The organism is Nonomuraea mesophila, assembly GCF_004352805.1.
Taxonomy (GTDB): domain Bacteria; phylum Actinomycetota; class Actinomycetes; order Streptosporangiales; family Streptosporangiaceae; genus Nonomuraea; species Nonomuraea longispora.
In genome coordinates this window covers 32,540-52,374 of the sequence record NZ_SMLD01000054.1, presented here as the reverse complement: position 1 = coordinate 52,374, position 19,835 = coordinate 32,540, and the positions used below count along the sequence as shown (strand labels likewise).

The 19,835-nt window shown below is 71.7% G+C and carries 23 protein-coding genes; 6 read left to right on the top strand and 17 right to left on the bottom strand.

The window, feature by feature from the left end:
* On the top strand, positions 1-1,190 hold a 1,190-nt coding region (locus E1295_RS21340), incomplete at its 5' end, for a thiamine pyrophosphate-binding protein (RefSeq protein WP_132632092.1).
* 27 nt (positions 1,191-1,217) lie between these two features.
* Here the strand turns inward: E1295_RS21340 and E1295_RS21335 are convergent.
* The 3 genes from E1295_RS21335 to dhaK all read right to left on the bottom strand — a co-directional run bounded on the left by E1295_RS21335 (position 1,218) and on the right by dhaK (position 3,340).
* Positions 1,218-1,592: a PTS-dependent dihydroxyacetone kinase phosphotransferase subunit DhaM gene (locus E1295_RS21335; RefSeq protein WP_132632096.1), complete on the bottom strand. Its 375-nt coding sequence runs from the start codon at positions 1,590-1,592 to the stop codon at positions 1,218-1,220.
* Between the two features lie 88 nt (positions 1,593-1,680).
* The gene (dhaL, locus tag E1295_RS21330) at positions 1,681-2,298 is read right to left on the bottom strand and encodes a dihydroxyacetone kinase subunit DhaL (RefSeq protein ID WP_132632091.1); all 618 of its coding nucleotides are present in this window, start codon (positions 2,296-2,298) and stop codon (positions 1,681-1,683) included.
* Positions 2,299-2,365: 67 nt separating this feature from the next.
* Complete coding sequence (gene dhaK, locus E1295_RS21325) at positions 2,366-3,340, bottom strand: dihydroxyacetone kinase subunit DhaK (RefSeq protein WP_132632090.1); 975 nt, start codon at positions 3,338-3,340, stop codon at positions 2,366-2,368.
* Positions 3,341-3,447: 107 nt separating this feature from the next.
* On the opposite strand from dhaK, the gene E1295_RS21320 reads away from it, so the two are divergent.
* A complete protein-coding gene (locus tag E1295_RS21320; protein WP_132632089.1) occupies positions 3,448-4,194 on the top strand; it encodes a lysophospholipid acyltransferase family protein in 747 nt (248 codons plus the stop codon).
* 44 nt (positions 4,195-4,238) lie between these two features.
* Here E1295_RS21320 and E1295_RS21315 read toward each other — a convergent pair whose 3' ends face one another.
* The 6 genes from E1295_RS21315 to E1295_RS21290 form a co-directional block, all read right to left on the bottom strand.
* Positions 4,239-5,045 carry a serine/threonine-protein kinase gene (locus E1295_RS21315; protein WP_132338522.1) on the bottom strand — a complete coding sequence of 269 codons (807 nt, stop codon included), beginning with the start codon at positions 5,043-5,045 and terminating at the stop codon, positions 4,239-4,241.
* 56 nt (positions 5,046-5,101) lie between these two features.
* Positions 5,102-5,863: an MFS transporter gene (locus E1295_RS21310; RefSeq protein WP_246080187.1), complete on the bottom strand. Its 762-nt coding sequence runs from the start codon at positions 5,861-5,863 to the stop codon at positions 5,102-5,104.
* Positions 5,864-5,947: 84 nt separating this feature from the next.
* Positions 5,948-6,571: a DJ-1/PfpI family protein gene (locus tag E1295_RS21305; RefSeq protein WP_132632087.1), complete on the bottom strand. Its 624-nt coding sequence runs from the start codon at positions 6,569-6,571 to the stop codon at positions 5,948-5,950.
* Positions 6,572-6,573: 2 nt separating this feature from the next.
* A complete protein-coding gene (locus tag E1295_RS21300) occupies positions 6,574-7,533 on the bottom strand; it encodes a GlxA family transcriptional regulator (RefSeq protein ID WP_132632086.1) in 960 nt (319 codons plus the stop codon).
* 118 nt (positions 7,534-7,651) lie between these two features.
* A complete protein-coding gene (pruA, locus tag E1295_RS21295; protein WP_132632085.1) occupies positions 7,652-9,277 on the bottom strand; it encodes an L-glutamate gamma-semialdehyde dehydrogenase in 1,626 nt (541 codons plus the stop codon).
* Positions 9,278-10,195 carry a proline dehydrogenase family protein gene (locus E1295_RS21290; protein ID WP_132632084.1) on the bottom strand — a complete coding sequence of 306 codons (918 nt, stop codon included), beginning with the start codon at positions 10,193-10,195 and terminating at the stop codon, positions 9,278-9,280.
* 75 nt (positions 10,196-10,270) lie between these two features.
* On the opposite strand from E1295_RS21290, the gene E1295_RS21285 reads away from it, so the two are divergent.
* Positions 10,271-11,338 (top strand): PucR family transcriptional regulator, encoded by a 1,068-nt coding sequence (locus tag E1295_RS21285; protein WP_132632083.1) that lies wholly within the window; start codon positions 10,271-10,273, stop codon positions 11,336-11,338.
* Here the strand turns inward: E1295_RS21285 and E1295_RS21280 are convergent.
* From E1295_RS21280 to E1295_RS21270, 3 genes are all read right to left on the bottom strand, one after another.
* Entirely contained in the window at positions 11,323-12,042 is a 720-nt protein-coding gene (locus tag E1295_RS21280; protein ID WP_166427343.1) for a glycoside hydrolase family 16 protein, read from the bottom strand. The two genes, E1295_RS21285 and E1295_RS21280, sit on opposite strands and share 16 nt — an antisense overlap.
* Before the next feature lie 155 nt (positions 12,043-12,197).
* Positions 12,198-13,301 (bottom strand): glycosyltransferase, encoded by a 1,104-nt coding sequence (locus tag E1295_RS21275; protein ID WP_132632081.1) that lies wholly within the window; start codon positions 13,299-13,301, stop codon positions 12,198-12,200.
* 105 nt (positions 13,302-13,406) lie between these two features.
* The gene (locus tag E1295_RS21270) at positions 13,407-15,242 is read right to left on the bottom strand and encodes a SpoIIE family protein phosphatase (RefSeq protein ID WP_132632080.1); all 1,836 of its coding nucleotides are present in this window, start codon (positions 15,240-15,242) and stop codon (positions 13,407-13,409) included.
* Between the two features lie 58 nt (positions 15,243-15,300).
* Between E1295_RS21270 and E1295_RS21265 the strand changes: the two genes are divergently transcribed.
* Entirely contained in the window at positions 15,301-16,017 is a 717-nt protein-coding gene (locus E1295_RS21265; protein WP_132632079.1) for an ANTAR domain-containing response regulator, read from the top strand.
* A gap of 3 nt (positions 16,018-16,020) precedes the next feature.
* Here the strand turns inward: E1295_RS21265 and E1295_RS21260 are convergent, their stop codons facing one another.
* A complete protein-coding gene (locus E1295_RS21260; protein WP_132632095.1) occupies positions 16,021-16,377 on the bottom strand; it encodes an STAS domain-containing protein in 357 nt (118 codons plus the stop codon).
* Between the two features lie 174 nt (positions 16,378-16,551).
* On the opposite strand from E1295_RS21260, the gene E1295_RS21255 reads away from it, so the two are divergent.
* Together E1295_RS21255 and E1295_RS21250 are read left to right on the top strand one after the other, a co-directional pair.
* Positions 16,552-17,322, top strand: a complete 771-nt coding sequence (locus tag E1295_RS21255) for a SigB/SigF/SigG family RNA polymerase sigma factor (protein WP_132632078.1) — start codon at positions 16,552-16,554, stop codon at positions 17,320-17,322.
* A 72-nt stretch (positions 17,323-17,394) separates the two neighbouring features.
* Positions 17,395-17,751, top strand: coding sequence for an ATP-binding protein (locus E1295_RS21250; RefSeq protein WP_246080185.1), 357 nt, complete (start codon positions 17,395-17,397; stop codon positions 17,749-17,751).
* A gap of 91 nt (positions 17,752-17,842) precedes the next feature.
* Here the strand turns inward: E1295_RS21250 and E1295_RS21245 are convergent, their stop codons facing one another.
* The 4 genes from E1295_RS21245 to E1295_RS21230 form a co-directional block, all read right to left on the bottom strand.
* On the bottom strand, positions 17,843-18,037 hold the full coding sequence (locus E1295_RS21245; RefSeq protein WP_132632076.1) for a hypothetical protein: 195 nt from the start codon (positions 18,035-18,037) through the stop codon (positions 17,843-17,845).
* 6 nt (positions 18,038-18,043) lie between these two features.
* Positions 18,044-18,775, bottom strand: a complete 732-nt coding sequence (locus E1295_RS48870; RefSeq protein ID WP_166427342.1) for a hypothetical protein — start codon at positions 18,773-18,775, stop codon at positions 18,044-18,046.
* A 5-nt stretch (positions 18,776-18,780) separates the two neighbouring features.
* Complete coding sequence (locus tag E1295_RS21235; RefSeq protein ID WP_132632075.1) at positions 18,781-19,326, bottom strand: hypothetical protein; 546 nt, start codon at positions 19,324-19,326, stop codon at positions 18,781-18,783.
* Positions 19,327-19,395: 69 nt separating this feature from the next.
* Positions 19,396-19,821 carry a helix-turn-helix domain-containing protein gene (locus E1295_RS21230; protein ID WP_132632074.1) on the bottom strand — a complete coding sequence of 142 codons (426 nt, stop codon included), beginning with the start codon at positions 19,819-19,821 and terminating at the stop codon, positions 19,396-19,398.
* Positions 19,822-19,835: the final 14 nt, after the last annotated feature.

The window sequence follows — 19,835 nt, the reverse complement described above, 5'->3', positions numbered from 1 at the left end:
CCACCGCCCCCGCTACCGCGACCGCCACCGACCCCGCCGCTCCGACCGCGACCGCGACCGCCGCGACCGCCGGCGGGGGAGCGGGCGGTGAGGCGGCGGGCGGTGAGGCGGCCGAGGAGCTGGCCCGGCTGCTGGGCGCGGCCCGGCGGCCGGTGTTCATCGCGGGGCGCGGTGCCAGGCACGCGCGCGGCGAACTGGAGGAACTGGCCGGCCGGGCAGGCGCGCTGCTCGCGACCTCCGCGGTGGCCAAGGGCCTGTTCCGCGGCAGCCCCTGGGACCTCGACGTGAGCGGCGGTTTCGCCACCCCGCTCGCCGCCGAGCTGATCAGGGGCGCCGACCTCGTCGTCGGATGGGGATGCGCGCTCAACATGTGGACCACCGGCCACGGCGCACTCATCTCGCCGGAAGCGAAGGTGGTGAAGGTCGATCTCGACCCGGATGTCTTCACGGCGTACGCGCACACCGACCTCGGCGTGGCCGGGGACGTGGCCGCCGTGGCGAGGTCGGTGACCGCCCGCGTCGGTGAGGCCGCCGGTTACCGCTCGGCCGAGATCGGGCAGCGCATCCGGGCCGAGGGGCGGTGGCGGGACGTCCCGTACGACGACGAGAGCGGGGGCGGGCGGATCGACCCGAGGACGCTCACCATCGGGCTGGACGACCTGCTGCCGCACGAGCGGATCGTCGCCCCCGATTCCGGAAATTTCATGGGATATCCCTCGATGCTGATGGACGTCCCTGACGAGTTCGGATTCTGCTTCACGCAGGCGTTCCAGTCGATCGGGCTGGGCCTCGCGACCGCGATCGGCGCCGCCGTGGCGCGGCCCGACCGGCTGCCGGTGGCGGCGCTCGGCGACGGCGGCGCGCTCATGGGCCTCGCCGACCTCGAGACCGTCGTCCGGCTCGGCCTGCCCATGGTGATCGTGGTCTACGACGACGAGGCGTACGGCGCCGAGGTCCACCACTTCGGCCCTCACGGCCACCCGCTCGGCACCGTCACCTTCCCGCCTGTCGACTTCGCCGCCATCGCCAGAGGGCACGGGCTCGACGCCGTCACGGTCACCGAGCCGGCCGGCCTGGCGGGTGTGGCCGCCTGGCTCGACGGTCCACGGGAACGGCCGCTGCTGGTGCACGCCAAGGTCACCCGCGAGCACGCCTCCTGGTGGCTCGAAGGCGCCTTCAGGTCCCACTGACCCCCACCCCGCGCGTCGGGGTGCGGGTCAGAGCTTGCGGAACGTACGGGACTCCTCGGCCGAGGCGAGCACGTCGGCCAGGGGCGCGTCCGCGCCGGCCGCCACCGCCGCCGCGATCGTGCCCTCCACGAACGGCACGTCCGCCACCACGACCCGCCCGTCCTCCTCCAGCAGGCGGGCGGTCAGCACCGAGCTGCCCAGGTCGGGGATGAGCACCACGCCGTCGCCCTGGTCGACGGCGCGTACGGCCTCCTCGACGAGGTCCACGCTCGTGCCGAGACCGCCGTCCTCCCTGCCGCCGGCGGCCGCCAGGGGCACCTGCGCGCCCGCGATCCCCTTGGCCAGCGCCACGGCCTCCGCCGCCAGCCCGGCACTGTGCGAGACCAGCACCAGCCCCACCATCACGCCCCCTTCTCGGCGCCGCCCGCCCACGACCACCGGGACGCGGCGCCTTCCGGGCCGCCGGTCCTGGCCGGGCCCGTGGAGCCGGTCATGGCGCGACAGCGGCCAGGGCCGCCATGAACAGCGCCGACGACGCCGCCCCAGGATCCTCGTGACCGATGCTCCGCTCACCCAGGTAGCTGGCACGGCCCTTGCGCGCCTGCATCGGGATCGTGGCCTCGGCCCCTTCCGCGGCCGCCCGAGCCGCCTGCTCGAACGCCTCCCGCACTCCCGCCCCGTCGCGTACGGCGAGTGCCAGGGCACGCGAGGCCGGCGCCAGCGCGTCCACCATGGTCTTGTCGCCCGGCGCGGCCTTGCCCAGCCGCTCGACCGCCACGACGCCCTCCTCGAACGCCGCCGAGAACCCGGCCAGCGTCACCGGCGACTCCAGCACCTTGCCCATCTGCCGGAACACCGACCCGTACAGCGGCCCGGAAGCGCCGCCGACGCGGCGGATCAGCGCCGTGCCCGCCGAGGTCAGCACCTGCACCGGCGACTCGGGCGGCCATTCGGTGAGCGCCTTGCGTACTTCGCTGAGCCCGCGGTCGAGGTTGGTGCCGTGGTCGGCGTCGCCGATCGCCGCGTCGAGCCGGGTGAGGCGCTCGCGGTCGCGGTGCACGAGCCGGGCGGCCTCCTCGAACCAGGCCACGAACATGTCGGTGTCCATCGGTTCCGCGCGGTGCCCTGCCCTGCCCCGGCCGGCGGGGGAGCCCGCGCTCCCTCCCTTCAACGGGTCACCATCGCAGGCCGGGCGTATCGACGGGGGCGTCCCACAGGCGGGTCAGCGTGTCGTCGAGGCGGCAGACGGTGACGGAGAAGCCCTGCATGTCGAGGCTCGTCACGTAGTTGCCGACCAGCGACCGCGACACCCGCGCCCCCTTGCCCTCGACGTACGCCGCCACCTCCGCGAACACGACGTACAGCTCCATGAGGGGCGTGCCCCCCATGCCGTTCACCATGACGAGCAGATCACCCCGCAGCGGCAGGTCGCCGTGGACCGCGTCCATGGCGGTGGCAGCCAGCTCGCGCGCCGGCGCCATCGGCACCCTGGCCCTGCCGGGCTCGCCGTGGATGCCGATGCCGAGCTCGACGTCCGTCTCCGGCAGGTCGAACGTCGGCTTGCCCGCGTGCGGCGTCGTGCACGAGGTCAGCGCGATGCCGAACGACCTGCTGCGCTCGTCCACCTCGCGCGCCACGGCGGCCACGTCGGCCAGCGGCGCGCCCTCCTCGGCCAGCGCCCCGGCGATCTTCTCGACGAACAGGGTCGCGCCGGTGCCCCGGCGGCCCGCGGTGTAGAGGGAGTCCTGTACGGCCACGTCGTCGTCGACCAGCACGCTCGCCACCTCGACGTCCTCGGCCAGCTCGGCGGCCATCTCGAAGTTGAGCACGTCGCCGGTGTAGTTCTTGACGATGTGCAGCACGCCGGCGCCGCCGTCCACGGCCTTGGTCGCCTCGATGATCTGGTCGGGCACCGGCGAGGTGAAGATCTCGCCCGGGCAGGCCGCGTCGAGCATGCCGTACCCGACGAACCCGGCGTGCAGCGGCTCGTGTCCCGAGCCGCCGCCCGACACCAGGCCGACCTTGCCCTGGCGGGGGCCGTCGGCCCGGTAGACGACCTGGTCGCGGATCCGCAGTGTGGGATGGGCGGCGGCCATGCCCTTCAGCGCGTCCTCAACGACGGAGTCTGCCGCGTTCAACAGCTTCTTCATGGTGTGTACATCTGCCCGTTTTCACGACCTCGCAAGCCTCGGCCCGCCGTCGGCCGGGTCCGGGCCCCGACTACCGTGATGCCCGCCCGAACAGCTACCTTCTGCTCATGGCTGAGATCGTGTACCCGCCGGTGATCGCCGCCGCGCGGACCCTCTTTCGCGTGCTCGACATCCGGTTCCACATGGAAGGCACCGAGCACGTGCCGCGGACGGGTGGAGCGGTGCTGGTGAGCAACCACATCAGCTACCTCGACTTCATCTTCGCCGGGTTCGCCGCGCTGCCGTCGAAGCGGCTGGTGCGCTTCATGGCCAAGCAGGACGTCTTCGACCACCGGATCTCCGGCCCGCTGATGCGGGGCATGCACCACATCCCGGTCGACCGGGGGGCGGGCGCGGGCTCGTACGCGACGGCGCTGCGGACGCTCAAGGCCGGCGAGGTCGTGGGCGTCTTCGCGGAGGCCACTATCAGCCGGTCGTTCACCGTCAAAGAGATCAAGAACGGCGCGATCCGGATGGCCCAGGCGACCAACGTCCCGGTGATCCCTGTGGCGCTGTGGGGCAGCCAGCGGTTGTGGACCAAGGGCCGGCCGAAGAAGCTCCTGCAGCGGCACGTGCCGCTCACCATCCTGGTGGGCGAGCCGATGCACCCCAAGCGCGGCGAGAACGTCAACGACCACGTGACCGACCTGCACACGCGGTTGTCGGAGCTGGTCGACCGGGCGCAGCGCACCTATCCGGACGTGCCGCAGGGCGTGTGGTGGCAGCCGGCCCATCTCGGCGGCACCGCGCCGACCCCCGAGGAGGCGGCGGCCATGGACGCGGCCGAGGCGCAGGCCCGCGCCAAGCAGGACTGACCGCCGACGCGCATGACCCCCGCCCGATGCTCGGTGCGGGGGTGTCAGATGGCCGCCTGGTAGGCGCTCGCGCGCATCCCCGCCAATAAACCCGCCGTCTGCTCCGGGGTGTAGCGCCGCACGGGATCGTGGTGGAGCAGCCCCTCGATCAGCGGGCGCATCACGCCCGCCCGGCGCGGCGGCGGATAGGGCCCGCTGCGGGCCATACCGAGCACGGTCGCGGCGTCCTGTCCCGGGTAGGGAGGCTGGCCCTCGACGGCGCTGTAGAGGGTCGCGCCGAAGGACCACATGTCGGCCTCCTTGCTGGCCGGCCCTCCGTGCAGCCGCTCGGGCGCCATGAACGCGGGCGTGCCGCGCAGCCTCCGCGACGTCGTCATGCGGATGTCGCCCTCGGCGGTCGCTATGCCGAAATCGGTCAGCACCACCCGGTCACCGGTCAGCATCACGTTGGCCGGCTTGACGTCGCGGTGCAGCACGCCGGCCTGGTGGGCGGTGCGCAACGCGGCGAGCAGGTGCTGGCCGATGGCCGCCACCGACTGGGCGGGCAGCGTGCCCACCTGGGAGAGCAACTGGTGCAACGACAACCCGTCGAGATATTCCATCACGATCCAGAGCTTGCCGCCCTCCTCGATCAGGTCGTGCACCGTGACGATGTTGGGGTGCGTCAGCCCGGCAGCCATCCTGGCCTCACGCAGCACCCGGCGACGCACCATCTCGGCCTCGCCGGCCAAGGTCAGCTCCTTAAGCGCCACCGTACGGTGGAGGAGCTGATCGAACGCGCGCCAGACGACGCCCATACCCCCACGACCGGCCTCCTCGTTCAGGAGGTACCGTCCGCCGATCTCCCGCATACCATCCCCTCAAGCTCGGGGATAATCATGTCACCTCAGCACAGGACTTAGGGTGCCTAACGTGATCTGGATATGTCGGAATGTGCGGCTGCGCTGGTCACAGGCCCAGAAATTCGATCCGACACAGCGCGCCACACCACCCCGACCGCCGCCGGACATACGCAGGCGGCGCCCACCAGGACCGCCCCCACGCCCGCGAGCTCGGCCACGACGCCGCCCAGCGCCGCCCCGGCGGGCATCCCGCCCATGCCGACGAGCCGGTATGCCGAATTGACCCGTCCGAGCAGCTCCGCCGGGATCAGCCTTTGCCGGGTCGAGATCACCAGGACGTTGCCCGCCGCGCCCACCAGGCCCCACAGGACGGTGGTCGGGTAGAGCGCCCAGGGGGAGGGGACGAGCACGGGCACGAGCAGCATCAGGCTGCTGATCAGCCATGCGCCCACGAGCGTCCTGACCTCCCCGAACAGCCCCGCCGCGCGCCCCGACAGCAGCCCTCCGAAGGTCGCGCCCACGGCGAACGCCGTCGTCATCAGGCCGTATTCGCCCGGTTCCAGCCCCATCATCGAGCCGTCGCCGACCGCCCACAGGACGAACACCCCGAAGTAGCCGGCGTTGGCGAGGTTGAGCAGCTCCGCCGAGATCGTCAGGCTCCGCAGGATCCTGTGGGCCCACAGATAGCGCAGCGCCTCGCCGATGTCCTGCCGTAACGGCTGCTTTGCCTGCGTGGGGAGCGCCAGGTAGACGCCCCGCATGCCGAGCAGGAGCAGGCCCGCGGCGGCGTAGAGCAGGGCGGGGGCGCCGAAGAGAGCGGCGGGCACCACCGTGACGAGCCCGGCGCGTCACCGGACACGCCGGCCGAGCCGCCGTCCCCCCATGACGGGACGACGGCGCCCGCGCGCCGGTCAGGCGAGGAGCCCGAGCGCGCGCTCGGCCACCCCCTCCGGCGCCGTCTTCGGCGACCCGCTCGTGAAGGGAGGCTGCGGGTCATACTCGATCGCCAGCTGCACGCTCTGCGCGGTCAGCTCGTCCGTGGCCTGCGCCAGCAGCGACAGCGCCATGTCGATGCCCGCGGAAACCCCGGCCGCGGTCACGATCTTGCCTTCCGTGACCACCCGCTCGGTGACCGGCTGGGCGCCGGACTGCTTGAGCAAGTCGAGCAGGGCCCAGTGGGTGGTCGCCTTCACCCCCTCCAGCAGCCCTGCCGCGCCCAGGAGGAGCGAGCCGCTGCACACCGAGGTCGTCCACGTGGTGTGCTCGTGCGCCTGCCGGATCCAGCCGGTCAGCGCGGTGTCGCCCATGACGTCAAGCGTGCCGAGGCCGCCGGGCACGACGATCACGTCGGGCCGGGGCATGCCGGCGTAGGAGGCCGTGGCGGCCAGCGTGAGCGTCCCCTGGTCGTCGGTGACGGGGCCGGCCTCCTCGGCGACGAACGTGACCGTCCACCCCGGCGCGAAGGCCAGCACGGTGTAGGGGCCCACGGCGTCCAGCGCGGTGTAGCGGGGGTAGAGCGGGATGGCCACCTGCATGGTCAACTCTCCTTAGACTGGAATCGGCGACGGTGGTCGCCGGGTGAGATCCGCCAGTGGCGGCGAAAGACGCGGTAGAGCGTCTCCGGCGTCCCGAGCCCCGACTCCCTGGCGACCGTGGCCAGCGGGTGACCGGTGACCTCCAGCAGCCGCCTGGCGGCGTCGGCCCGGCTGCGTTCGACGTACCGGCCGGGCGAAAGGCCCGTCTGCTCGGTGAAGACCCGTGAGAAGTGGCGCTCGCTCATGCCGGCGCGCGCGGCGAGTGCGGCCACGCTGAGGTCGGCCGCGGGGTTGGCGTCGATGTAGGCCTGCAGCTCCCTGATCGGCTCGCTGCGCGGCGTCATGGCCCGCATCGGCGTGCTGAACTGGCTCTGCCCGCCCGGCCGGTGAAGGTAGACCACGAGCCCGCGGGCGACATTGCGGGCGAGTTCGTGGCCGTGGTCCCTGGCCAGCAGCGCCAGCGCGAGGTCCACCCCCGACAGGACGCCCGCGGAGGTCCAGACGTGGCCGTCCTCGATGTAGAGCGGGTCGGGGTCCACCGCGACGCGCCCGTAATCGGCCGCGAGCGCGTCCGCGACGAGCCAGTGCGTGGTGGCCCGCCGGTGGTCCAGCAGCCCGGCCTCGGCCAGGACGAACGCGCCGTTGCAGACGGAGGCGACCCGCCGCGCGGAGCCCGCCAGCCGGGCGACCTCCGCGACCAGCTCGCTCTGCGCGATCTGCTCCCGTACGGACCATCCGCCCGCCACCAGCAGCGTGTCGACCGGCCCCTCGACCTCGCCGAGCGGCGTGGCCATGACGGTGACCCCGTTGCCCGCCGGTACGGCGCCCCCGCCCACGGCCGCCACCTCGACGTGGTAGCCGCCGTGCGTGACCAGGGCCGCGGTGCCGAACACGTCGGCCGGCCCGGCCATGTCGAGCAACTGGAAGCCGGGGAAGACGACCACCAGGACACGTCGCTGCATGCCTTCATGCTGGTGGCGCGCGGTAATGGCGTCAACGACACATCTCTTGCAAATCACGCCATCCGGTAGGCCGAACGCCCCCGGCACACGCGGTGTCCGGGGGGCGTTCGGGAGGCGGTCAGCCCATGTGCGGGTAACGGTGGTCGGTCGGCGGGACGAAGGTCTCCTTGATCACACGGGTGTTCACCCAGCGGATCAGGTTGAAGATCGAGCCCGCCTTGTCGTTGGTGCCCGAGGCGCGGGCGCCGCCGAACGGCTGCTGGCCGACGATGGAGCCGGTCGGCTTGTCGTTGATGTAGAAGTTGCCCGCCGCGAAGCGCAGCCGGTCGGTGGCCGCCTTGATGACGTAGCGGTCCTGCGCGATGACCGCCCCGGTCAGCGCGTACGGGGCGATGCCCTCCATCTGGTCGAGCACCGTGTCGAAGTCGCCGTCGTCGTAGACGTGCACGCCGAGGATCGGCCCGAAGTACTCCTTGACGAACATCTCGTCGGCCGGGTCGGCGCACTCCATGACGGTCGGCTTCACGAAGTAGCCGACCGAGTCGTCGTACGAGCCGGTGAGCACGTCGATGGTCGAGGACGACCGCGCCCGGTCGATGGCCTCCTTGTGCTTGGCGAAGGCCCGCTCGTCGATGACCGCACCCATGAACGTCGACAGGTCGCCCGCCACGTCGCCCACGGTCAGCGACTCGGCCACGGAGACGAAGTCGTCGCGCATCCGGTTCCAGACCGAGCGCGGCACGTACGCCCGCGAGGCGGCCGAGCACTTCTGCCCCTGATACTCGAAGGCGCCCCTGATCAGCGCCGTCGACAGCACCTCGGGGTCGGCCGACGGGTGGGCGAGCACGAAGTCCTTGCCGCCGGTCTCGCCGACGATGCGCGGATAGCCGCGGTAGGAGGCGATGTTGGCCCCGACCGTGCGCCACAGGTGCTGGAACGTCCCGGTCGAGCCGGTGAAGTGGATGCCGGCCAGCGCCGGGTGCGCGAGCGCCACCTCGGAGACGGCCTGCCCGTTGCCGGTGACCAGGTTGATCACGCCCGGCGGGAGCCCGGCGGCCTCCAGCACCCGCATGGTGAAGTGCGCGGCGAGCTGCTGCGTGGGCGACGGCTTCCAGACGACGACGTTGCCCATCAGCGCGGCCGAGGTCGGCAGGTTCCCGGCGATGGCGGTGAAGTTGAACGGGGTGATCGCCAGCACGAACCCTTCGAGCGGGCGGTATTCCATCCGGTTCCACACGCCGGGCGACGAGTTCGGCTGCTGGGCGTAGAGCTGACGCGCGTAGTGCACGTTGAACCGCAGGAAGTCGATCAGCTCGCAGGCGGCGTCGATCTCGGCCTGCTGCACCGACTTCGACTGGCCCAGGACGGTCGCCCCGTTGATGGTGGCCCGCCACGGCCCCGCCAGCAGGTCGGCGGCCTTCAGGAAGATCGCGGCGCGCTCGTCGAACGGCAGCGCCTGCCAGGCGGGCGCCGCCCGCAGCGCGCTGTCGACGGCGTCCCGCACGTCCTGGACCGTAGCGTCGTTGGTACGGCCCAGGACGTGGGCGTGGTTGTGCGGCTGCACCACGTCGATGGGGGCACCGCCGCCGAGGCGCTGCTCGCCTCCGATGGTCATGGTCAGGTCGGTCTGCGACCCGGCCAGTTCCTTGATGCGGTCCTCCAGCGTGGTCCGCTCGGCGCTGCCGGGCGCGTAGCCGTACACCCGCTCGTTGGCGGGTTCCGGCACGTTGCTGATGGCATCCATTTACTTACCCCCAAGGGCACGAAGGAAGAAGGCGACGTTGGCCGGGCGTTCCGCCAGACGGCGCATGAAGTAGCCGTACCAGTCGTCGCCGTAGGGGACGTAGACGCGGACCGTGTGGCCGGCCCCCGCCAGGGCCTCCTGCAGGTCGGTCCTGATTCCGTAGAGCATCTGGAACTCGTGGTCGCCGATCGTCCGCCCGAACCGGTCGGCAAGCAGCTCCGTGATCGCGATCATGCGATCGTCGTGCGTCGCCACCATGGGGTAACCCTTCCCCGCCATGAGGACGCGCAGGCATCGTACGTACGCTTTGTCCACGGCGGTCCGCCCCTGGTGGGCGACGGACGCGGGCTCACGGTAGGCGCCCTTGACCAGGCGTACCCGAAAGCCCTCCGAGGACAGGTCGCGGCAGTCCTGTTCGCTGCGGAACAGGTAGGCCTGGATCGCCACGCCCGTCGAAGGATGGTCCTCGCGCAGCTTGCGCAGGACAGCCAGGGTCGAGTCGACGGTGGTGTGGTCCTCCATGTCGAGCGTCACGGCGGAGCCGGCGACCGCGGCGGCGGCGCAGATCGCGCGGGCGTGCTCCAGCGCCATGGCCTCGTCGATCCGCTGGCCGAGCGCCGACAACTTCACCGACACCTCGCCCCTGGCGCCGAGCTCCAGTGGCCTGATCGCGCGCAGCAGCGCGAGGTAGGCGTCCGTGGTGGCGGCCGCCGCCCGCGCGTCGCGCGTCTCCTCGCCGAGATGGTCGACGGTCACGGCGAGCCCGGTGTCGCGCAGGCGTTCGACCGTGTCCCGGGCCTCCTCGACGCTCTCTCCGGCGACGAACCTGTCGACCACCTTCCTGGTGAGCGGGAAGCCCGACACGGCGCGGCGCACGACCCGGCTCCCGGAGGCGGCGAGCAGTAGTTGACCCAGCATGTGTCCAGTCTAAAAACCCAGCTCAAAGGGGGCCATCGACGCGCGTAACGCCGGATGTGGCAGGCTGTCATACACATGCACAACTCGGCCGACCTGCAAGAGATCGTCGACGAGATCGCCGCCCGGCTGGGGGCGTCCGCGACGCTGGAGGACCGCTCGTTCCGGCTGCTGGCCTACGGCGCGCAGCACGGCGCCATCGACACGGTCCGCCAGGAGTCGATCCTGCGCAGGCGCGCGACGGGCGAAGTACGCGACTACTTCGAGCGCTACGGCATCGCCAGGGCCGAGGGCCCGGTCCGGATCCCCGCCGACGCCGAGCTGCACGTCCTGGCCAGGGTCTGCTGGCCGCTGCGCCACCAGGACATCACCTACGGCTACCTGTGGCTGCTCGACTCGGGCGAACTGGACGACACGACCCTGCACGCCGTCGCGCCGCTCGTCGCCAGGGCGGCCGCCGCCCTCGCCCAGGAGGCCAGGAGCCGGCAGGACCTCGGGCGCGGGCTGCGCGGCCTGCTCTCGCCCGACCCCGAGGAGCGCGCCGCGGCCGCCATCGAGGTTCCCGGCCCGGTCGCGGCCGTCGCCGTACGCGAGTCGCACGAACGCGTGGCCGCCCTCTGGACGCTGCCGCGCGGCGTGCTCGCCCGAGCCGGCTCACCGGTCGCCCTGCTCGCCCCCGCGCACCTCGCGGCCGAGGTCGCCCAGACCCTCCAGAGCGCGTACGGCACCGCGGCCGGCATCGGCGGCACGCGGGGCGACCCCGCCGACGCCTGGCTGAGCTGGCGCGAGGCCCGCCACGCCCTGCGCATCGCCGAGCACTTCCCCCGCCACGCGCCGCTCGCCCGGTGGGAGGACCTCGGGGTGCACCGCCTGCTGGCCCGCCTAGGCCCGTCCGACCTGCGCGAGCTGGCGGCCGAGACCGCGGCGCTCGAAGGCGAGCTGGCCCACACGGTCGAGGTCTATCTCGACCGCGGCGGCCACGCCCAGAAGAGCGCCGCCGAGCTCGGCATCCACCGTCAGACGCTCTACTACCGGCTGGGCAAGGCCGAGCGCCTCATCCACAAGGACCTGTCGGACGGCGACGACCGCCTGGCCGTGCACCTCGGTCTCAAGGCCGCCAGGCTGCGCGGTCAGGACGCCCGGTAGACCTTCACCCAGTCGACGTACATCGACACGGTGCGCGGCGTGGAGGAGTCGCGGCAGCGGGGCTCGCACACCACGTCGTTCTGCAGGGCCAGGCCCATGCGGCGGCCGCTGGGCACGTGCGGGCCGCGGTAGTCCCAGTACTTCTCGCCGTCCAGCCAGACCGTCAGCCGGCCGGGCAGCCAGTCGACCGCCACCGTGTGCCACTTGGTGAAGTCGGCCTTGAGCGTCTTGCGCGCCCGGCTGCGCCCGTCGTGCACGAAGATGCCGCCGCCCTGCCGCTTCGGGTCGACGATCTCGGCGAAGTCGACCTCGGCGTAGCCGTTCCCCTCGCTCTGCCGCGTCGGCCACAGCAGCGCCACCGGCGTGTACCCGGCGCCCGCCTCGGCCTTGAACCTGACCTCCCACCGGCCGTACTCCTGTGCGTGCCGGGTGGCCACGCCGCCCGACAGGTCCTTGCCGCCGTACATGCCGCCTTTGAGGCGCAGCACGCCGTCCGAGACGGACGCGGCCCGGCCGGTGCGGGGGTTCCGCTCGGCCTGGGGGGAGTGGTAGATCATCCACTTCTTGGTGTTGATCGACGAGCCGTTGAAGTTCTCCACGAGGACCGGGTCGCCCCAGCGCGTCGTCTGTGCCTGCGCGGTCTGGGGGAGGGCGGCGACGCATGCCAGCGCCGCGGCCGCCAAGATCGGACTGCGTATGGACATGCGCTCCATCGAAGCAAAGATCTCACTCCGATAACACCCCTTCCGTCACATCAGTCAGTTTCGTCACATGACTGCGCGAGTCGGGACGCTCCGAACATGGTGCCGGCAGGCGGCTCACGCCGCCTGCCGGAGCATCGGATGGGGCCGGGGGAACGTCAGGCGCAGGCCGCCTCGTAGACGCGTACCAGCTCCTGGCTGACCCGCTCCCAGGAGTAGCGCGAGCGCGCCCGGTCGGCGCCCGCGTAGCCGAGCGCGGTCCGCAACGTCGGGTCCCACAGCAGCTCGCGCGCCAGGCGCGCGGTACGCGCCGGCTGGTCCGGCGGCACCAGCAGGCCGGTGACGCCGTCCACGATGGAGTCCAGGTGGGCGCCGACGGCCGAGGCGATCACCGGTACGCCGCAGGCCATCGCCTCCAGGGCGACGATCCCCGTGACGGCTTCGCGCGGCACCGACACCACGGCGTCCGCGCTGCGCATCAGCTTCGGTACGGAGGTCCGCTTCACCTGGCCGAGCAGGGTCACCCGGTCGCCCACGCCGAGCTGCTCGGCCAGGGTCCGCAGGCTCCGCGCGTCCTGGTCGTCGTCCAGCTCGTCGGGGTCGGGGCCGCCGGCGATGACCAGTTCGACGTCGCCGAGACCCTGCAGCGCCCGCACGATGGTGTGCGCGCCGCGCTCGATCGACAGAGGGCCGACGTGCAGGAGGCGCTTGCGCGAGCCCTTCGTGGCGGTCGCGCCGCGGCGCTGGAAACGTTCGGTGTCGACGCCGTAGGGGACGATGGCGATGTTGTGGCGTGGCACCCCGAGGCGGATCAGCGCCGACTCCTCGTCGCCCGAGCCCGCGATGACCGCGTTGGCCCGGCGGCCCAGCGCCCGCTCCAGCTTCTGGTGCGCGGTGTCGACCGTGTGGAACGTCTGTGTGACCGGCACGTCGAGCCCCTTGGCGCCCGCCACGGCGGCCAGGCCGCTGGTCCACGAATGGGCGTGGATGATGTCGGGCCTGTCCTGGCGCCAGCGCTTCATCAGATGCGCGCCGACGTCGTTGAGGTAGGGAACCACGTCGTTGGCGGAAAGACCACGGGCCGGGCCCACGTCGATGTGCTCCAGCGTGACCCCCGGGGCCACCCGCGTCCTGGGCTTGCCCTCGGCGTCGTCACGTCGGGAATAGATCGTGACGTGATGTTCGCGCCCCAGCTCACGTGCGACCGACAGGATGCGGTGGCGCTGGTTTCCGTTGGACGAAGCGACGATCGCGATATTCATGGCACACCCCAGCGTGAAAAAGCTTCAAAGGTGTGCCTGCGTCTTAGGCACGTCGTTCTGAATCTGACCATACCCAGGTTTCGCGAGAACGCAAACCCCTACAGATCAGACACCTCGGAGCGCGAACACCACGATTTCGTCCCACACCTGGCCCTCGGAGAACGCGTGCCGGTCCGCCTCCACCGCCTTGACCACGGTGGACGGCGACTGGCCCGCGCAGCGGCCGAGCACGTCGGCCAGCCGCTCGTCGCCGTACGGCTCACCCCGGGCGTTCCTGGAGGAGACCAGGCCCTCCGAATAGAGCACCAGCGTCTCCCCGACAGGCACCGTCAACGTCTCGACCTGCGTCTCCGCCTCGCCCGCGATGCCCAGCGGCACACCGCCGCCCGCGACGAAGCGTACGGTGCCGTCGTTGCGCACCCGCGCCGCCGGATGGTGCCCCGCCGACGACAACCGGATCGTACGGCCCTGCACGAACCCCGCCACGGCCATCACGAACATGCCGGACCCCTGGGCGACCAGGGCCTCGTTGACCTTCCGCATCACCAGATCGGGGTCGGACTCCCACACGCTCAGCACCCGCAGGCCGCCCCGCACCATGGCGGTGACCGACGCGGCCTCCTCGCCCTTGCCGGCCGCGCCGCCCAGCGCGAACCCCCACCCGCCGGAGACCGGGAACACGTCGTAGAACTCCGCGCCCACCGACGACCCCGGGTGGTAGACGGCCGCCGCCTCATAGCCGGGGATGTCGGGCAGGTTGCGCGGCGCGACGCTGGCCGACAGCGCGTCGGCCGCACGCGAACGGCTCTGGAAGCTGCTCTGCGCGCGTACGGCCAGGCCCAGCTGCAGCCCCACCTCCTGCATGACGGCCAGGTCGGCCAGCGCGAACGGCTGCCTGCCGTTCGTACGCACCAGCGTCAGCACGCCGTCGCCGCTGCCGATCGGCACGCTCAGCAGCGAGCTCGCTCCCATCGCCGTCAGCACCGGGCCGTCGGCGCAGAAGCCGAGCAGCGTCTCGTCCTCCACCATCTCGTGCACCACGCCCGAGCCCCGGTCGAGAACCTGCAGCACCACCTGGCCGGTCGCCGGATCGGCCGCCTCCACCTGGCGGGCCAGCTCACCGAGCGGCTGGTCCTTCGGCGCCATCACGGCCGAACGGCGCGGCACCCCGTCGCGCACCACGTCCGCGATCACCCAGTCGGCCCACTCGGCCGCCAGCAGCCGCGTCGCCCGCGGCAGCGCGACCGGACGCCGCAGCGCCTCCTCGTCGAGCAGCAACGTGGCCATCTTGACCAGCAGATCCTGCCGCCTGGCCGCCGCCAGCAGCAGCGCGCCGTCGGACTGCTCGGGCCTGCGCGCACCCGGCTCCGGCACCTGCACCTCGATCGGCAGCGCGATCGCCGCCACCATCTGCTGCGGCTCGCCCGGCATGGTCAGCCTGATCATCGCCAGCTGCACGGTGTGGGTGCGCCCCTGGTGCGCCAGCCGCGTCTCGAACGCCGACGGCTGCCCGGTCTGCAGCGCCGACGTCAGGTGCGACCGGAACGCCGCCCGGCGCGACACGTCCACCAGCAGCGGGAACGACCGGCCCACCAGATAGCCGTCGGGGCTGCCGAGCATCCGCGAGGTCTCCGGGTTGATCCGCCGCACCACGCCGCCACCGTCGAGCACGATGACGGGCACGGGGAAGGCCCGGAAGACCTGGCGCAGCAGCTTCAGCTCGCGCTGCGCCCCGCCGTCCCTCTTCGCGCCCGCCCGCTTCGGGGACTTGCGCAACTGCTCCCTGGCCTCGGCCAGCAGCTCGGCCGCGGTGTCGAGCTCCGCGAGCGCGGCGTCCAGCGTGGGCGCGAGATCCGAGGGATAGGCGGCCCTCGCCGCACGCAGCGATGAGACGCGCCCTGCCAGGGCGTCCAGCGCGTGTTCGAAGTCCGGCGTGGTCATGGTCTGACGCTACGCCACTCGGGATAATGCTAGCCATAAGGGGTAGAGGCTTGTTGCTATGGAATCCACCGCGATGCTCACCCCCGGACTCGCCCGTGACCTGGCGGCATTGGGCCGCCTAGGGGAGGACACCTCCACGGAGAGCGTGCTGCGCGGCCTGACGACCGCGCTCACCGCAGGAGTGCCCGGCTGCTCCGGAGCCTCCGCCGAGCACTGGCGCGACAACCGCGTCCTCGTCTCCGGCTCCCACAGCGAGCTCATCATGCTCGTCGAGGGCGAGCACGAACTGGGAGAGGGGCCGTCCACCGAAGCCAGGCAGAACGGCGGGCGGGCCACCGTCACCGACGTGCTCACCGAGACCCGCTGGCCCCGCTACGACGCCCTGGCCGCCCGCTGGGGCGTGCGCTCCGTGCTGGCCGTGCCCATCGACGTGGCGCCCGCCGTGCTGGTCGTCGGCCTCTACTCGGTGCGCCCCGGCGCCTTCTCGCCCCGGGGCGCCCACTCGCTCTCCGACATGCTCACCAAGCAGCTCGGGGTGGCCATGGCCAACCTGTCGGACTTCGACGAGGTGCGTACGGACGCCGCCCAGCTGCAGGAGGCCCTCGCCGGCCGGTCGGTGATCGACCAGGCCAAGGGCATCATCATGCAGACCAGCGGATGCACGGCGGAGGCCGCCTTCGAGGAGCTGCGCAGGATCTCCCAGCACCACCAGGTCAAGGTGGCCGACCTCGCGAGACTCCTGGTCGAGGAGCACCAGCGCAAGTCGAAAGGCTGAGTTTTACCCGATGGCGGCCAGGGCGTCGTCGAGCGAGTCGTAGATCGGCAGGCGCTGGGCGAGCCCGGTGATCCACATCACCCTCGACTTGGAGTATTCCACCCCGATCAGCGCGAACTTCGCGCCGGAGGTCAGACTCGTCTGCCAGTGGTGCACGATCAGGCCGAGGGCACGCGAGTCCATGAACGTCACTCCGGCCAGGTCGAGGATCAGGTCGGCGCCCGCCAACGACAGGTAGTCGGCGAACTGCTCACGCGTCGTGGCGTCCAGCACACCGTCGACCCGCACCACGGTGACCGAGTCGACGATCGACGACGTCAGGCTCAGGGCCGCCACAGGCCCGTCGCCGTTTTCCGGCATTGTCACGGAGCAACCCTACTGTCACCACACCAGGGAGGAATACTTCCGGTGGCTCGGGGGACACTTCTGGCGAGGTCCAGCAGAGGGCTTCCGTCTCGAGAGTTGAGCGAGGCGTGCCTCTGCCTGGGCTTTTCTGGCTCGGGGAAGGCCCGCCTGCGAGCCAGAGGAGCAGCCATGGCTGTGCAGGAGTACATCCTCGAGGAGATGAGCGCGGAAGAGCTCCTGGCCGAGATGGTCAAGGAGAGCACCTCCGGCAGCCACCGCGAGCGGCTGCGCGAACGCATCGTCGAAATGCACCGTCCGCTCGCCATGGAGATCGCCAGGCGATACCGCTACCGGGGCGAACCGCTGGAGGACCTTCTCCAAGCCGCATATGTTGGCCTGATGAAAGCCGTCAACGGATTCGACCCCAGCCTCGGACACGCGTTCAGGGGCTACGCGGTCGTGACGATGACCGGTGAGGTCAAACGACACTTCCGCGACCGCACCTGGGCCATCCGGGTGCCCCGCCTCTACCAGGAACGACGCTCCGAGCTCAACAGGCTCGTCGCCGACCTCAGCCAGGACCTCGGCAGATCGCCCACCGTGGCGGAGCTGGCAGCGAAGATGAACATCACCGAAGAGGACGTCCTGCTCACGCTCGACGCCTCCGCCGCCTACAGCACCCTGTCGCTCGACGCCCCGCTCGGCACCGACGACGACGCGGCCTCGCTCGGCGACGTCATCCCCGAGGACGACGACACGCTGAGCACCATGGTCGACAGGGAGGCCGTCAAACCGCTCATCGACGCCCTGCCCTCCCGGGAGAAGCACATCCTGCTGCTGCGTTTCTTCGGCAACATGACGCAGGCCGAGATCGCCGCCGAGTTCGGGATCTCCCAGATGCACGTGTCGCGCATCCTGCGCAAAGTCCTCGATCAGCTACGCGCCGAACTCGTCGGCTGAACAGGCGGTCGCCGGGTGAACGAGGACGTGGAGCCCCAGCCGGGCCACACGGGCCCGCCTCCCGGCGTGCCCGTGAAACGACTACATTTCCAGCTGCCGGACCTGCCGAGGGTCCGGCAGTACGCCGAGGACGAGGCCCGCGAGGCGGGCATGGCCGAGGACGCCGTCGCCGACTTCGTCATCGCGATCAACGAGGTCGCCACCAACGCCGTCACCCACGGCGGCGACCATGCCGTCCTGCGCATGTGGCCGGCAGGCGGCGACCTGGTCGTCGAGATCCACGACAACGGCACCTGGAAACCCGGTCCACTGCCGGGGGCGGTGGGCGGCATGGGGCTCTGGGTGGCCCGCCTGCTCGCCTCGGAGCTGACCGTGCACACCGGCGGCCCCGGCAGCACCGTCGTCATGCGCTTCCCCGGCAAGGCCTGATCCGTCGAAGCGCCCCGCGTACCGGGACGGCACGCGGAGAACGGCGACGCGCGCCGCCGCACTTTCCCGGCGGCGCGCGGACAGCGCGTGGTCAACGCCTGGCGCGGGCACGCCAGCCGCCGTAGCTGCGTACACTCGCCGTGCCGATGCCCGCCTGGTGCAGAGCCAGCAGGGTCAGCCCCAGCAGGACGAACGTCATACCGGAGACCCCGCCGGGGATGTCCACCCCGAGCAGGTCGAGCAGTAAGCCCAGCCCGAAGACGATCGCCGCGACTATCGCGAGCATGTCAGATCACCTCATCCCCTGGCTGTGGCCCTGGACATGGCCCTGGACATGGCCCTGGACATGGCCCTGGACGTCGCCCTGGAAGTGGCCCGGGTCGTGCGTCTCGGGACGGCCCTGACCGGGGGCGCCGGACAGGGCGAGCAGGTGCTCCAGGACGTTGCGGTAGTCGCGCAGCGCGAGCCGCAGCAGCTCGGTGTCCTGCGCGCCGGCGTCCTTCCAGCCGTCCCGCAGGGTGTCCGTGCGGCTCGTGAGGCTGCTGGTGAACGCCTCCACCACCTCGCCGAGCAGACCGTCGGCGCGCCGTACGGCCTCGCCGGGGTCGTCGACGAACGCCGCCTGCAGGTCGCGCCAGCGAGCCTGCACCTGAGCGGGGTCCTGGTCGAACAGGACGACGCCCTGGGGGGCCGCGTGGGCGGGAACCTCGTCGGGCACGGCCTGGGCGTGCAGCGGGTCGGGCGCCGGCTCGGGCGGCAGGTCGCCGCCGGTCGTCGCGTACGGGTCCCGGTAAGCGGCGTCCTCATCCGGCTCGGGCGTCGTGACGGCGCCGGGGACAGCGGTGCCGTACTCCTCGTCGGTGCGCCGGCCGATGCCCGCAGCGTCGTCACCGGCGACGGGTCCGGGAGGGACGTGCTCGCCGGGCCGGGCCTGCGCGGCCTCCCGCTCGGCGTCACGGTCGTCGCCACGGACACCGTCAGCGCGTTGCGACGGAACCTTCAGCTCATCGCGGCTGTTCTTCATCACTCTCACCGTCCTCGCGTGGTCTCGTGCAGCAGCTCCTCGAACAGGGCCCGGTAGTGAACCATGGCCTGCCGGAGCTCCTCGGTGGAGGCCGCCTTCTTCGCCGCCCGCCCGCTGATCTCGTGAGCCGACCTGTAGTGGTCGAGCGTCGTGGCATGCCCCACCGACAGGTCGGACAGCCGCTGCTCGAAGTTCTCGGTCGGATAACCTCGCTCCGCCATGACCGCGGTGACCAGCTGGTCCGCCTCGGTCACCGCGAAGCCGGGCGCGTCCACGAAACGCTCCTGCACCTCGGTCCAGCGGTTGGCGTACGTCTCCCGCGACTCCTCCGGCAGGGGACGGATGTCGAGCTCGGAATGGCGCTGCTCGCGCCCGAGCAGCTCCTGCTCGGCGTCACGGCGGTTGTCGTGTTCCGCGACTGTGCGCTCGTACTCGGGGCCGAAACGATCACGGAGGTGGTTACGGCGCTTCTGCCGCTGCACGACGTAGGCAAGTGCGGCGAGCGCCACCACCACGATGATGGCGACGGCCACCCAGGTGAAGGTGGTCATGATGTTCGCCTCCGGTCTCTTTGTCGAGACCAGCGACTGCCCTGGACAGGCGTGGCGAAACTTTTGCCCTCAGCTGGTCTCCAGCGCCTTGCGCGCCGCGGCCAGCACTGTTGCGACATGTGAGCCCGCTGGGGGAGCCGGGACCTCGCTGAACCCCTCACCAGGGTCGTACCGCACGTCCAGCCCCTCCTCCACCAGCCGCTGAGCCCACCGCAGCGCCGTGTTCAGCCGGTCGGACGCCGGCGGCTTCCCCTGCGCGGCGGCCGACAGATTACGCAGATTGGTGGCGGGTCCCGACTGGGCGTGCGCACGGGCCAGCTTCCACGGGAGGGCGGCGCTGTGGTCGAGCATCGGCTTGGCCAGCCCGGCGGCCCGCTTGGCCTGCAACACCCCGGAAACGCTGACCCCGAAGTGAGCGGCCAGCTCCTGCACGCTCCTCCCTTCGGTGACCAGCCTGGCCAGCTCGTCCCGATCGATGGTCGGCTTGCGCCCCACCCGGCCTCCCTCGC